Here is a 13,516-nt window from a genome sequence, read left to right on the forward strand (position 1 = left end):
TCGTAGCTCGCTCGCCGGTCGATGCCGGGCAGGACGGTGCCGGTGTTCAGCTCGGCTCGGCGGGCAGCCGACCCGCCGCCACGGCCGCGACCAGCTCGGCGTGATCGGCCTCGGTGCGATCGGCGTACCGCACGGCGTACCGGGCGATCGCCGCCTCGAACCGGTCGTCCTCGGCGCCGTCGGTCTGGAGATAGCCCGCCAGCGCCCTCGGGTCCAGCGACCGCGCGTGCGCCCTGGCGAGCAGCGCACCGGCCAGTCTGCCGTAGTCGTCGAGGTCGTCAGCGGAGAGCCCGGCCGGGTCGATACTGCCCTTGAGATTGCGGAACTGGCGCACGATGAACGGCAGCGGCTCGGCCAGCTCGACGGTGGTCCAGCCGAGCAGGATGTCGGTCTCGGACTGCACCGTCCGCGCGCCGGCCACGATGCGCTCGCCCTCGTGCCGCGGCGCCGTCGCGGGCAGGAACGGCGCCAGCGCGGACGGGGTCGCCTGTTTGATCTGGAGCACCAGCGACTCGCCGTCGTTGCCGTGCAGCAGCGCCACATAGCTGTGCAGCCCCACGCTGCCGGTGCCGACGATCCGGAACGCCACATCCGAGACCGCGAACCGGGCCAGCAGATTGCGCCGCGACTCCCGGACGGTGCCCGCGTAGCGTTCCAGGCCGTCGATCACCGCCTCCGCGACCCGCGCGTCGACGGCGGTGAGGATCGGCGGATCACTGACGAACCGGTGCTCGCTGATCCCGGTCTCGTGGTCCTCCAGATGCTCGGTCCATTTCGCCACCACCTTGGCGCTGGTGTTCTTGCGGGCCTTCTTGGCGGCCTTCGCGAAGTCGTCGAGCAGGTCCTCGGCCTTGGCGGTGGCCAGGATCGACTCGTCGTGCAGCCCGTGCCAGGACTGCATGAACGGCATCGTGGCGAGTTCGTCGACGGTGTGCCGGTAGGACCGGGCGGCATCGCGCGCGGCGCGGACGCAGTCGTCCTCGTCGGCACCGCTCTCCCGCCCGGCCAGGATCAGGCTCGCCGCGAGCCGTTCCAGGTCCCACTCCCACGGGCCGACGACCGTCTCGTCGAAATCGTTGACATCCATGACGATCTCACCGCGCTGGGTGCCGTAGAGACCGAAGTTGGCGGCGTGAGCATCGCCACAGATCTGCGCGAGCAAACCGCTGACCGGACCCGCGGCGAGGTCGGCGGCCATCAGCCCGGCGGCGCCGCGGAAGAAGGTGAACGGGGTCGCCGTCATCCGGCCGATGCGCAGCGGCACGAGCCGGTCGATCCGGCCCCGGTTACTGGTCTCGACGAAGTCGAGAACCGAGGGCCGATCCGGGCTGTGCGCGGCCCGATCGCGCGCGGTGACCGGAACCCGTTCACGCGCGGCGCGACCGCGCTCACGGGCATCCTCGGCGGAGACGTAGGAGCGCAGATCGATACCACTGTCGGACACGACTGCCGAGGTTAGCGGCTCGGTGCTCCGGCGGCAGCCCGGTCGGCGCCGACCAGGCCCGATGCGGACGCCGCCGGGGGCGTTTCGGCGTGGCCGGATGGCGCAACCCGGGGTCGGTGCGGTAAGCAGGGGCGTGGCAACCGAATCGGGAACGCCGGGCACGCACGACACCGAAACCGGTGGCGTGTTCAGCGACCGCATCCTGACCGTGCCCAATGTGCTCAGTATGTTCCGCCTGATCGGCATCCCGGTGTTCCTCTGGCTGCTGCTGGTACGCCACGCCGACGGCTGGGCCTTCACCCTGCTGATCGCCAGCGGCATCACCGATTTCCTCGACGGCAAACTCGCCAGGATCCTCGACCAGGCCTCCCGCCTCGGCGCGCTGCTCGACCCGCTCGTCGACCGGTTGTATCTGGTGACAACCCTGGTGGCGTTCGTCGCGCGCGGCCTGATCCCGTGGTGGATCGCGGTGATCCTGATCGGCCGTGACCTGGTGTTGACCGCCACGCTGTCGGTGTACAAACGCCGTGATCTGCCCGCCCCGACCGTGATCTACCTGGGTAAAGCCGCCACCTTCGCGTTGATGTCGGCGCTGCCCTGGATCCTCACCGGGGAAATGGACTGGGCCGGGGCCGGATTCGGCTGGGCGTTCGGCTGGGCACTGCTGATCTGGGGCACCGCACTGTACGTGTGGACGGGGCTGCTCTACGCGGGGCTGGCGGTCGCCGTGGCCCGATCGATACCGCCTGTGCCGCACCGCGGGAGCTAGTCGATACTGTTACGCGCAACGTTGACGACGAAAGGACGTCCTGTGACCCGGACCCCCGAGGATCTGCACTACACCGAGGAGCACGAATGGGTGCGGCGGACCGGACCGACGGCGGTCCGTGTCGGTATCACCGACTACGCCCAGTCACAGCTCGGTGACGTGGTGTTCGTGCAGCTGCCCGAGGTCGACAAGGACGTGACCGCGGGCGAGAGCATCGCCGAGGTCGAGTCGACCAAGAGCGTGTCCGACATCTACGCTCCGCTGAAGGGGAAAGTCGTTGCGGTGAACGAGGATCTGGTGCAGTCGCCGGAGACGCTCAACACCGATCCCTACAACGAAGGATGGCTGTTCGACCTCGCCTTCGACGACGAGTCGGCGCTCGATTCCGCCCTCGGTGAACTGCTGGATGCGGCGGGTTATCAAGGAGTTATCGGGGGCTGAGTCAGCCTTCACAGTTCTCCCTGCACGGGTGCGCCCCGGCAGGGTACGGTCAAAGCCAAGCGGATACGTCGGGGAATCGACGCCGGGATCTTTATCCTGGCGATGTGATCGCGCCGGTCGTGTCGCCGAATACAGCACCTGCTTGCATGGATAATCAGGTTCGAGGAGGAGAGAAACGGTGAGCGAGAACAGGGACCCGGGTTACGGGGAGACCGCGGCCGAGACGACATCGGTCTTCCGCGCGGACTTCCTCAACGAGGTCGACGCGTCGCGCTCCGGAGAGCCGACCGGCGAACAGCCGGTGCAGGGCGTCGAGGGCCTGCCGGTCGGCGCGGCCCTCCTGGTGGTCAAGCGTGGCCCGAACGCGGGCTCGCGTTTTCTGCTGGATCAGCCGACCACCTCGGCCGGTCGCCATCCCGACAGTGACATCTTTCTCGACGACGTCACCGTCAGCCGTCGGCACGCGGAGTTCCGTCAGGACGACGACTCGTTCCAGGTCGTCGATGTGGGCAGCCTCAACGGCACCTACGTCAACCGGGAGCCGGTGGACTCCTCGGAGCTGCAGAACGGCGACGAGGTCCAGATCGGCAAGTTCCGGCTGGTCTTCCTGACCGGTCCGCGCGCCCAGGCGAACGAATCGGCGTCGGGCGCGGGGTCGCGATGACCCCTACGGTGCTGGTGTCCGCGAAGGGCACAGTGCTGTGACGGGAGCGGCGCAGTGGGCGCGCGGAGGGATGTCGATCGGCTCCGTTCTCGACCTGCTGCGACCTGATTTTCCTGACATCACCATCTCCAAGATCCGGTTCCTCGAATCCGAGGGCCTGATCCGGCCGGAACGAACGCCGTCGGGATACCGGCGGTTTTCTGTTGCCGACTACGAGCGGCTGCGCTTCGTCCTGACCGCGCAACGCGATCAGTACCTGCCGCTGAAGGTGATCAAGGAGCAGTTGGAAGCGATCGACAGCGGTGCGGCGACGCTGGGTGTGCGTGAAGCGCGCGCCCGCGCCCACCACCGTGGCGCCGCGGAGTCCGGACAGCGGTCCGGCTCCGCGGGCGCCGGTACCGAGGACGCGGCGCCCGCCGCACCGCGCAGGCTCGGTGTCGTGCCGGGCGAGATCACTCCCGAGGAATTGCGCGTCGAGGTGGGCGTGCGGCTCACCAGGGCCGATGTGCTCGCCAAGGCCGAGATCGACGACCGTTTCCTCGACGATCTGCTGCGCGCGGGACTCATCGTCCCCGGCGCGGGCGGGTTCTTCGAGTCCGATGCGGTGACCCTGGCCCGTGCGGCCAAGTCGATGGCCGAGTTCGGGCTGGAGGCCAGGCACCTGCGCGCGTTCAAACTGGCCGCCGACCGGGAGGCGGCGCTGGTTGCCCAGATCGCCGCGCCGATCGCCAAGAGCCGCGACGCCGACGCGCGCGCCAGGGCCGAGGAGACCGTCCGCGAACTCGCGGCACTGTCGCTGAACCTGCACGCGGCACTGGTGAAAGCCGCGGTGCGCACCGCGCTCGGCGGCTGACACTCCCGGGCGGGTGATTCGGTATAACCCCGGCAACACACCGATTTGGGCGGAAACGTCATCCTTGCCCGGCCGGGAATTCGCCTAGACTCGTGGTACGTCGAGCTGGGCAGGGGTCGTGCCGGGCCGGCGGCGAGTATGGGAGGCAGGACAGAGCATGAGCGAGATGCGCGTGATCGGCATCCGTGTCGAGCAGCCACAGAACCAGCCCGTGCTGCTGCTGCGGGAGGCCGACGGTGAGCGGTACCTGCCGATCTGGATCGGGCAGGCCGAGGCCACCGCGATCGTGCTCGAGCAGGAGGGGGTCACCCCGATCCGTCCGCTCACTCACGATCTGATCAAGATTCTGATCACCGAACTCGGGCACACCCTCAAGGAAGTGCGGATCGTGGATCTGCAGGAGGGCACCTTCTACGCCGATCTGGTCTTCGAGGGAGACCTCAGGGTCTCCGCGCGGCCCTCCGACTCGGTGGCGATCGCCTTGCGCGTCGGGTGCCCGATCTACGCGGAGGAACCGGTCCTCGTGGAGGCGGGGCTGGTGATGCCCGACGAGCGCGAGGACGAGGTCGAGAAGTTCAAGGAGTTCCTGGAGTCGGTCTCACCCGACGATTTCAAGGCCACCGACAGCTGATCTACCGGCGATCTTCTATACCTGAAGTAGAGGTCGAGGGAATCGCCGTCCGTGGTGCTTGGTGTGACGACAGTGCTCGTCCGACAATGGCAGGAGTAACCTCGAAAGTCGGGCAACATCCGTCGTGACTGTGGGGCCAGCGAACGTCGGCAGAGCAAGGAGCGGTCAGTGGAAGAGCAAACGCAGGATGTGGTTCAGCCTGGCTTGTTCCCGGACGACTCGGTGCCGGACGATCTGGTCGGCTACCGGGTGCCCAGTGCGTGTCAGGTCGCGGGAATCACCTACCGTCAACTCGACTACTGGGCCCGGACCGGGCTGGTCGTGCCGTCCATAAGAGGCGCGGCGGGGTCGGGGAGTCAGCGGCTGTACTCGTTCAAGGACATCCTTGTCCTCAAGATCGTGAAACGGCTGCTGGACGCGGGCATCTCTTTACAGAACATTCGGATCGCCGTCGATCATCTGCGCAGCCGCGGCGTGCCGGATCTGGCCGGGATCACGCTGTTCTCCGATGGAACCTCGGTGTACGAGTGCACCTCGCCCGAGGAGGTAGTCGATTTACTGCAGGGCGGGCAGGGCGTCTTCGGAATCGCGGTCAGCGGCGCCATGCGAGAACTGACCGGCGCGATCGCCGATTTCCCCGCCGAGCGGGCGACGGCGATCACCGATCGCCCGGAGGACGAACTGTCCTATCGGCGTAAGGCCAGGGAGAACCGTAAGACCGGATAGTCAGAACCGTGCGATCTCGCAAGTACATGGGTAACTCACCGGGTACGAGCGAACCCGCCCACGATCCCAGGTCTTGCCGCCGAAGGGTGTCTCCCGGCACCTCGGTCTGGCCCGAATACTCGGGGAGGCGGAACAGTGATGAGCACTACACCCCCGGCGTGCCCCTGGTGGCGCGGCCGGGGGTTTGCTCGTTCTAGACTCGAAGGTGCGTCGCCGTCGTGCGGGAGAGTCCTGGAGCCGTGAGGGTCCGGGCGCCGAAGGAGCAGCACCTCCCCGTCAATCTCTCAGGCAACAGGGACCGCGCGATGATTCGACGCCTCTGGAAAGCGGTGGCATCCGGCTGCCCGCCCACGGGGAAAGGGACGCGGCCGCCGTACGTCGGCCGGGTCACCGAATCTCTCAGGCGCACAGACAGAGGGGGAGGGCTGGTACCCGTCGACCACGAGGTCGACCCGCCCGACCTGGAGCTGCCGTGACCCGTTCGTTCGCCGACCGCCACATCGGACCCGATTCCGACGAACTCGCCCGGATCCTCGCGACCGTCGGCGTCGAGTCCCTCGACGCGCTCGCGACCACGGCGCTGCCCGCCACGATCCTCGACGAGTCCGGCCTCGGCGCCCTGCCCGCGCCCGCCTCCGAGCACGAGGTGCTCGCCGAGCTGGCCGCCCTCGCCGCCGCCAACACCGTGGCCACCTCGATGATCGGCCTCGGCTACTACGACACGCTCACCCCGCCGGTGCTCGTGCGCAATCTGCTGGAGAATCCGGCCTGGTACACCGCCTACACCCCGTACCAGCCCGAGATCAGCCAGGGCCGCCTCGAGGCGCTGCTCAACTTCCAGACCATGGTGTCGGACCTGACCGGTATGGACGTGGCCAACGCGTCGATGCTCGACGAGGCGACCGCCGCGGCCGAGGCCATGACGCTGCTGCGCCGGGCGGGCAAGTCCAAGTCGGCCCGGCTGCTCATCGACGTCGATCTGTTCCCGCAGACCAAGACCATCCTCGCCACCAGGGCCGAGCCGCTGGGCATCGAGATCGTGGAAGCCGATCTGTCGACCGGTGTGCTGCCCGAGGGCGAGTTCTTCGGCGTGCTGGTGCAGACGCCCGGCGCTTCGGGCCGCATCGTCGACTGGACCGCACTGTTCACCGCCGCGCACGAGCGTGGCGCGCTGGTCGCCGCCGGTGCCGACCTGCTGGCGCTGACCCTGATCACTCCGCCCGGCGAGCAGGGTGCCGATGTGTGTTTCGGCACCACCCAGCGTTTCGGCGTGCCGATGGGCTTCGGTGGTCCGCACGCGGGCTACCTGGCCGTGCGCACCGCCTTCGCCCGGCAGTTGCCGGGCCGCCTGGTCGGCGTGTCGGTCGACGCCGACGGCGCCCCCGCCTACCGCCTCGCCCTGCAGACCCGTGAACAGCACATCCGCCGGGAGAAGGCCACCTCCAACATCTGTACCGCGCAGGTGCTGCTGGCCATCGTGGCCGCCATGTACGCGAGCTACCACGGTGCCAACGGGCTGCGCGCCATCGCGCGCCGGGTGCACGGGCAGGCCGCCGCCATCGCCGCCGGGCTCGGTGGCGCCGTCGTGCACGGCGCGTTCTTCGACACCGTGCTCGCGCACGTGCCCGGTGGCGCGGAAGCCGTTGTCGCCAAGGCGAAGTCGCAGGGCATCAACCTGCGGCTGGTCGATGCCGATCATGTCGCGATCGCCTGCGACGAGGCGACCACCGACACCCATGTGGCCGCGGTCGTCGAATCCTTCGGCACCGCTTCGGCTTCCGATGCCGGGGAAGTCGTCGAGCCGGTCTCGATCGAGACCCGCACCTCGGACTACCTGACGCACCCGGCGTTCACCCGCCACCACACCGAGACCGCCATGCTGCGCTACCTGCGCTCGCTCTCGGACAAGGACATCGCGCTGGACCGCAGCATGATTCCGCTCGGTTCCTGCACCATGAAGCTCAACGCGACCGCCGAGATGGAGGCCATCACCTGGCCCGGTTTCGCCCGGCTGCACCCCTTCGCGCCCACCGAGGACGTGCCCGGCATCCTGGCGCTGATCGGGGATCTCGAGCGGTGGCTGGCCGAGATCACCGGCTACGACGCGGTGAGCCTGCAGCCCAACGCGGGCAGCCAGGGCGAGTACGCGGGCCTGCTCGCCATCCGGCGCTACCACCTCGATCGCGGCGACGACCACCGCGACACCTGCCTGATCCCGTCCAGCGCGCACGGCACCAACGCGGCGTCGGCGGCGATGGTCGGCATGCGGGTCGAGGTCGTGAAGTGCCGTCCCAACGGTGACGTCGACCTCGACGACCTGCGCGCCAAGATCGCCGATCACGCCGAGCGGCTGGCCTGCATCATGATCACCTACCCGTCCACGCACGGCGTGTACGAGCACGAAGTCGCCGAGCTGTGCGCGCTGGTGCACGACGCCGGCGGCCAGGTCTACGTCGACGGCGCGAACCTCAATGCCCTTGTCGGCCTTGCCCGTCCGGGTCGCTTCGGCGGCGACGTGAGCCACCTGAACCTGCACAAGACCTTCTGCATCCCGCACGGCGGCGGCGGTCCCGGTGTGGGTCCGGTGGCGGTGCGCTCGCATCTGGCGCAGTACCTGCCCGGCGATCCGCTGCACACCGACTCGCACGCGGTGTCGGCCGCGAAGTACGGTTCGGCCTCGATCCTGCCGATCACCTGGGCCTACATCCGGATGATGGGCGCCGAGGGCCTGCGCGCGGCGACGCTGACCGCCATCGCCTCGGCCAACTACATCGCCCGCCGCCTCGACGCCTACTTCCCGGTGCTCTACACCGGCGAGAACGGCATGGTCGCCCACGAGTGCATCCTGGATCTGCGCGAGATCACCAAGCAGACCGGCGTCACCGTCGACGATGTGGCAAAGCGCTTGGCCGACTACGGTTTCCACGCTCCGACCATGAGCTTCCCGGTCGCGGGCACCCTGATGGTGGAGCCCACCGAGAGCGAGAATCTCGAGGAGCTCGACGAGTTCATCGGCGCGATGATCGCCATTCGTGCCGAGATCGACCAGGTGGCGGCGGGCGTCTGGCCGGTCACCGACAATCCGCTGCGCGGCGCGCCGCACACCGCGGCCAGCCTGGTCGGCGAGTGGGATCATCCCTACAGCCGTGAGATCGCCGTCTACCCACGGGGTCTGGGCCACGCCCGGCCGAAGGTGTGGCCGCCCGTTCGTCGCATCGATGGCGCCTTCGGTGACCGCAACCTGGTGTGCTCGTGCCCGCCGCTGGACGCCTACACCGACTGACACACCCCCGACGAGGCCCGGATCACCTTGGTGGTCCGGGCTTTTCGGTGTTCCGGGGCAGGCGGGCCACCGCGATCGCGGCATCGGCCGCGCGCTCGGCGTCCGCGGCGGTGACCGGTTCATGGGTGATGAACAAGCGGTGGAACAGCGGTGCCACCGCGAACCGGATGATCTCGACGGCAGCGAGGCCGGGTTCGAGTTCGCCGCGGGCGACGGCGCGATCGATGATCACGGCGGCCTCGCGATGCCGGGCGGCGTAGAAGGTGCGCAGTGCCGCGGCGGCCTCGGGATGGTGCATGCCTGCGGCGACGAAAGCGGTCGCGACCGGGGCCGACTCGGGGGCGGTGAAGCCGGTGCGCAGGAGTTCGGTCAGGGTGCGGAGGTCGTCGGTGAGCGTTCCGGTGTCGGGAATCGGCCACGACTGTTCGGCGGCGCGGTCGAGTGCGTCGGCGACGAGTCCCTCGGGGCTGCGCCAGCGGCGGTAGACGGTGGTCTTGTGCACACCGGCGCGCTGGGCGACGGCCTCCACGGTCAGCGCCGGGTAGCCGTGTTCGGCGAGTTCGGCGGTCGTCGCGTCGAGGACCGCCTCCCTGACCCTGGCACTGCGGCCGCCGGGTCGACGTTGCGGTTCCAAAAACAACTCCTGTTGCGTTAGTTGGTGCGGCTCGGTAGCTTTAAGGCTACACAAGTTGCGATTGGAGCACTGTTTGACCACTCAACTGACCCTGCGCGGAGTGTCGAAGTCCAATGCGGGCAGGCCGGTGCTCGATGGCGTCTCGATGACGATCCGGCCCGGTGAGCGCGTCGGGATCGTCGGCGAGAACGGCTCGGGCAAATCGACCCTGCTGCGCATCCTGGCGGGACTGGAGCACGCCGACGATGGCACTCGCACAGTCACCACCGACGGTGGACTCGGCCACCTGGCGCAGATCCTGACCGGGGAGACCGTGGGCGCGGCGATCGAATCGGCGCTCGCGGAGCTGCGGGAACTGGAGCGCGGCATGCGGGACGCGGCCGAGGCGCAGGACATGGATCGCTACGGCACGCTGCTCACCCGGTTCGAGGCGCGCGACGGTTACGGCGCCGATGCCAGGGTCGAGTCGTCGATGTACGGACTCGGCCTGGCCGGGATCGAGCGTGAGCGCACCCTCGAGAGTCTGTCCGGCGGCGAGCGGGCACGGCTGGGCCTGGCTTGCCTGCTCGCGGCGTCGCCGGAGGTGCTGCTGCTCGACGAGCCGACCAATCACCTCGACGAAGCCGCGCTGTTCTGGTTGGAGAATCGGCTGCGCACGCACCAGGGCACCGTCGTCGTGGTCTCGCACGACCGGATCTTCCTCGACCGGGTGGTCACCGCCATCATCGAGGTGGCCGACGGCGGCCTGACTCGGTTCGGCGGTGGCTATTCCGGCTTCCTGGCCGAACAGGCCGCTGCGCGCGTGCGCTGGGAGCAGGCGTACGCGCGGTGGCGCGAGGAGATCGCGCGGCTCGAGGAGTTCGCGACCACCACCGCGCACCAGGTGGCGCCGGGCCGGTCGATGACCGACAACAACAAGATGGCCTACGACCGCAATGCCGGGCGGGTGCAGAGCTCGGTCGCCTCACGGGTCCGGCACACCGCCGAACAACTGCGTCGCCTGCGTGCCGATCCGGTGCCGCGCCCGCTCGAACCTCTGCGGTTCCGTGGTCGCTTCGCGGCGGGCACGGGCGCGGAGTTCACGATCGGCCCGGTGACCCTGGGGCCTCGGGAGCGGCTGCTGATCCACGGCCCCAACGGTGCGGGTAAGTCGACGCTGCTCGACGCGATCCACGCGGCGGCGCCGGGCCGGGTCGGCTATCTGCGCCAGGAGGAGCGCTTCGATCCGGACCGCACTGTCACCGAGGCCTATGGTTTCGGGCGTGCCGCGCTGATCGCCACCGGCCTGTTCGCTCCCGACCTGCTCGATCGCGCCGTGGGTACCCTGTCCGAGGGGCAGCGGCGCAGGCTCGCGCTGGCCAGGGTGCTCGCCGAGGAACACGATCTGCTGCTGCTCGACGAGCCGACCAACCACCTCTCGCTGCGGCTGGTCGACGAGGTGGAACGGGCGTTGAACGACTACCGGGGCGCGGTGGTCGTGGTGTCGCACGATCGGGCACTGCGCCGTCGATTCCGGGGAACACAGAAGGGAATCCAGGACTTTGGCTGAGATCGTACGAGAAGTAGAAGTACCCGGTGCGCCGTACGGGATCACGGTCGGGCCGGACGGCGCGCTGTGGTTCACCCTGGTCGCCCAAGGTGTGATCGGGCGCTACGCCGACGGCGCGGTGGAGACGTTCGCGCTCGACCCCGCCGACGGACAGCCCACCGTCATCGTGACCGGACCCGACAATGCGTTGTGGTTCACCGAATTCCAGGGCGGCCGTCTCGGGCGCATCACCACGGACGGGGCGGTGACAAGTCGATCCATGGACGGCCCCTACGGGCTGTGCACCGGTCCCGACGGCGCGCTCTGGTTCACCGAATTGCAGGCGGGCCGGGTCGGTCGCCTGGCCGCCGACGGCACCATCAGCTCAGTCGAGGTGGACGGTATGCCCTCGATGATCACTCCGGGATCCGATGGGGCACTGTGGTTCACAGTGAACCAGGGCAATGCGATCGGCCGAGTCGACCGCGACCTCGCGCTGACCATCCATCCACTGCCGACCGAAGCCGCCGCCCCGGTCGGTATTGCGGCAGGCCCTGACGGTGCGCTGTGGTTCACCGAGATCGGCGCGGGCGCCATCGGCCGGATCGATATCGGTGGCGCGGTCACCGAATTCGCCCTGCCCGACCCCGCCGCTCGGCCACACGCCGTCGTCGCAGGTTCCGATGGTGCACTGTGGTTCACCGAGTGGGGCAGCGGCAAGCTCGGCCGGATCACCGTCGACGGCGCGATCAGCCACCTTGACCTGCCGGGAAAGGAGCCGCACGGACTCGCCGTCGACCGCACGGGACACGTCTGGGTCGCCATGGAATCCGGTGCGCTGGTGGAGGTTCGGCCGTAGGGCACCTGGTGCGGCAGGCGTGCACGCGGGGACAGCATGAACGCGAGCTCCGCACTGAAATCTCGCATATGAGATCAATATTCTGGTGTTCTGAGCAACAGCGCGAACAGAATCTCATCTGTGATATTTTCTGTCCGTGATTGCAGCGACCGGACGAACTGATCAACTCGAGCAAATCGGCCGGCTCGTACGGGAATCGAGGAAGTCTCGCGGCTGGACGCAGACCGAGCTGGCAGCGGCGCTCGGCACCTCGCAGAGCGCGGTCAACCGGATCGAACGCGGCCATCAGAACGTCAGTCTGGAGATGCTCGCCAGGGTCGGCCGGGCGCTGGACACCGAGCTGGTCACCGTCGGACAGGCAAGCGGCCCAACCCATTTGCGCATCGTGGGCGGGAAGCCGCTGTCCGGGTCGATCGCGGTCAACACCAGCAAGAACGCCAGCGTCTCCCTGCTCTGCGCGGCGCTGCTGAACTCCGGGCGCACCGTCCTGCGGCGCGTCGCCCGGATCGAGGAGGTCAATCGGCTCGTCGAAGTCCTGCGCAGCATCGGCGTCGGGGTGGAATGGCTCGGTGACAGCGGGGATCTCGAGATCATTCCGCCGCCGGTGCTGGATCTGGAGGCGATGAATGTCGAGGCGGCCCGCCGCACTCGCAGCATCATCCTGTTCCTCGGTCCGCTGGTCCACGACTATGACGAGTTCCAGCTTCCCTACGCCGGTGGGTGCGCGCTCGGAACGCGCACCGTCGAGCCCCATCTGGCCGCGTTGCGTCCCTTCGGAATCGAGATCGACACCACCGACGGCAACTACCGCGTCCTGGCCTCGCCCAGGCGCACCCCGGCACAGCCCATCGTGCTCGTCGAGCGCGGGGACACCGTCACCGAGAACGCGGTGCTGGCGGCGGCCCGGCGCGACGGCGTCACCGTCATCCGCAATGCCAGCTCGAACTACATGGTCCAGGACCTGTGTTTTTTCCTCGCGAAACTGGGCGTCGAGGTCGACGGGGTCGGCACGACCACGCTGACGGTCCACGGCCGCTCGCGGATCGACGTCGATGTCGACTACTCGCCGTCCGAAGACCCGATCGAGGCGATGAGCCTGATCACGGCCGGTGTCGCCACCAACTCCACGCTCGAGATACAGCGAGTGCCGGTGGAGTTCCTGGAAGTCGAACTCGCGCTCCTGGAACAGATGCACTTGCGGTTCGACCTGACCGCCGAATACGCCGCCGCGAACGGGCGCACTCGACTGGCGGACCTGACCGTGCACCCCTCACGGCTGCATGCACCACGAGACAAAGTGCACCCCATGCCATTTCCCGGGCTCAACATCGACAACCTGCCGTTCTTCGCCCTCATCGCGGCCGCGGCGGAGGGCAAGACCCTTGTCCACGACTGGGTGTACGAGAACCGGGCCATCTATCTGACCGAACTGACCAAGCTCGGCGCGTCGATCACACTGCTCGACCCGCACCGCGTCTACGTCGAGGGCCCCACCCACTGGTCGGCCGCCGAAGTCATCTGCCCGCCGGCCCTGCGCCCGGCCGTGGTCATCCTGCTCGCCATGCTCGCCGCGAAAGGCACGTCGGTGCTACGCAACATCTACGTGATCAACCGCGGATACGAGCAACTCGCCGGTCGCCTCGAACGGCTCGGCGCGCAGATCGAAACCTTCCGCGATCAGTAG

12 protein-coding genes and 1 riboswitch are annotated in these 13,516 nt (G+C 68.5%); of the genes, 10 read left to right on the forward strand and 2 right to left on the reverse strand.

Annotation, left to right across the window (positions count from 1 at the left end):
- Positions 1 to 46 precede the first annotated feature (46 nt).
- Entirely contained in the window at positions 47 to 1,444 is a 1,398-nt protein-coding gene (locus ACFVVM_RS04925) for a DUF2252 domain-containing protein (protein ID WP_387613013.1), read from the reverse strand.
- A gap of 133 nt (positions 1,445 to 1,577) precedes the next feature.
- Here ACFVVM_RS04925 and ACFVVM_RS04930 point away from each other — a divergent pair, with 133 nt between their 5' ends.
- The 7 genes from ACFVVM_RS04930 (at position 1,578) to gcvP (ending at position 8,811) form a co-directional block, all read left to right on the forward strand.
- On the forward strand, positions 1,578 to 2,213 hold the full coding sequence (locus tag ACFVVM_RS04930; protein WP_387613015.1) for a CDP-alcohol phosphatidyltransferase family protein: 636 nt from the start codon (positions 1,578 to 1,580) through the stop codon (positions 2,211 to 2,213).
- 42 nt (positions 2,214 to 2,255) lie between these two features.
- On the forward strand, positions 2,256 to 2,654 hold the full coding sequence (gcvH, locus tag ACFVVM_RS04935) for a glycine cleavage system protein GcvH (RefSeq protein WP_387613016.1): 399 nt from the start codon (positions 2,256 to 2,258) through the stop codon (positions 2,652 to 2,654).
- A 178-nt stretch (positions 2,655 to 2,832) separates the two neighbouring features.
- On the forward strand, positions 2,833 to 3,318 hold the full coding sequence (locus ACFVVM_RS04940; RefSeq protein ID WP_110041099.1) for an FHA domain-containing protein: 486 nt from the start codon (positions 2,833 to 2,835) through the stop codon (positions 3,316 to 3,318).
- Positions 3,319 to 3,388: 70 nt separating this feature from the next.
- Entirely contained in the window at positions 3,389 to 4,171 is a 783-nt protein-coding gene (locus ACFVVM_RS04945) for a MerR family transcriptional regulator (RefSeq protein WP_387613018.1), read from the forward strand.
- A 157-nt stretch (positions 4,172 to 4,328) separates the two neighbouring features.
- Positions 4,329 to 4,802 carry a bifunctional nuclease family protein gene (locus ACFVVM_RS04950; protein ID WP_387613020.1) on the forward strand — a complete coding sequence of 158 codons (474 nt, stop codon included), beginning with the start codon at positions 4,329 to 4,331 and terminating at the stop codon, positions 4,800 to 4,802.
- Between the two features lie 168 nt (positions 4,803 to 4,970).
- Positions 4,971 to 5,528: a MerR family transcriptional regulator gene (locus ACFVVM_RS04955; RefSeq protein ID WP_387613021.1), complete on the forward strand. Its 558-nt coding sequence runs from the start codon at positions 4,971 to 4,973 to the stop codon at positions 5,526 to 5,528.
- Positions 5,529 to 5,739: 211 nt separating this feature from the next.
- A riboswitch (glycine riboswitch) is annotated at positions 5,740 to 5,839 on the forward strand.
- 161 nt (positions 5,840 to 6,000) lie between these two features.
- On the forward strand, positions 6,001 to 8,811 hold the full coding sequence (gene gcvP / locus ACFVVM_RS04960) for an aminomethyl-transferring glycine dehydrogenase (protein ID WP_387613023.1): 2,811 nt from the start codon (positions 6,001 to 6,003) through the stop codon (positions 8,809 to 8,811).
- Positions 8,812 to 8,833: 22 nt separating this feature from the next.
- Here the strand turns inward: gcvP and ACFVVM_RS04965 are convergent, their stop codons facing one another.
- A complete protein-coding gene (locus ACFVVM_RS04965) occupies positions 8,834 to 9,445 on the reverse strand; it encodes a TetR/AcrR family transcriptional regulator (RefSeq protein WP_387613024.1) in 612 nt (203 codons plus the stop codon).
- Between the two features lie 73 nt (positions 9,446 to 9,518).
- Between ACFVVM_RS04965 and ACFVVM_RS04970 the strand changes: the two genes are divergently transcribed.
- From ACFVVM_RS04970 to ACFVVM_RS04980, 3 genes are all read left to right on the forward strand, one after another.
- Positions 9,519 to 10,994 carry an ABC-F family ATP-binding cassette domain-containing protein gene (locus ACFVVM_RS04970; RefSeq protein WP_387613025.1) on the forward strand — a complete coding sequence of 492 codons (1,476 nt, stop codon included), beginning with the start codon at positions 9,519 to 9,521 and terminating at the stop codon, positions 10,992 to 10,994.
- A complete protein-coding gene (locus ACFVVM_RS04975; protein WP_387613027.1) occupies positions 10,987 to 11,832 on the forward strand; it encodes a virginiamycin B lyase in 846 nt (281 codons plus the stop codon). The genes ACFVVM_RS04970 and ACFVVM_RS04975 overlap by 8 nt, the downstream gene beginning before the upstream one ends.
- Positions 11,833 to 11,968: 136 nt before the next feature.
- Entirely contained in the window at positions 11,969 to 13,516 is a 1,548-nt protein-coding gene (locus tag ACFVVM_RS04980) for a helix-turn-helix domain-containing protein (protein ID WP_387613029.1), read from the forward strand.

The organism is Nocardia sp. NPDC058176 (genome assembly GCF_042883805.1).
GTDB lineage: Bacteria > Actinomycetota > Actinomycetes > Mycobacteriales > Mycobacteriaceae > Nocardia.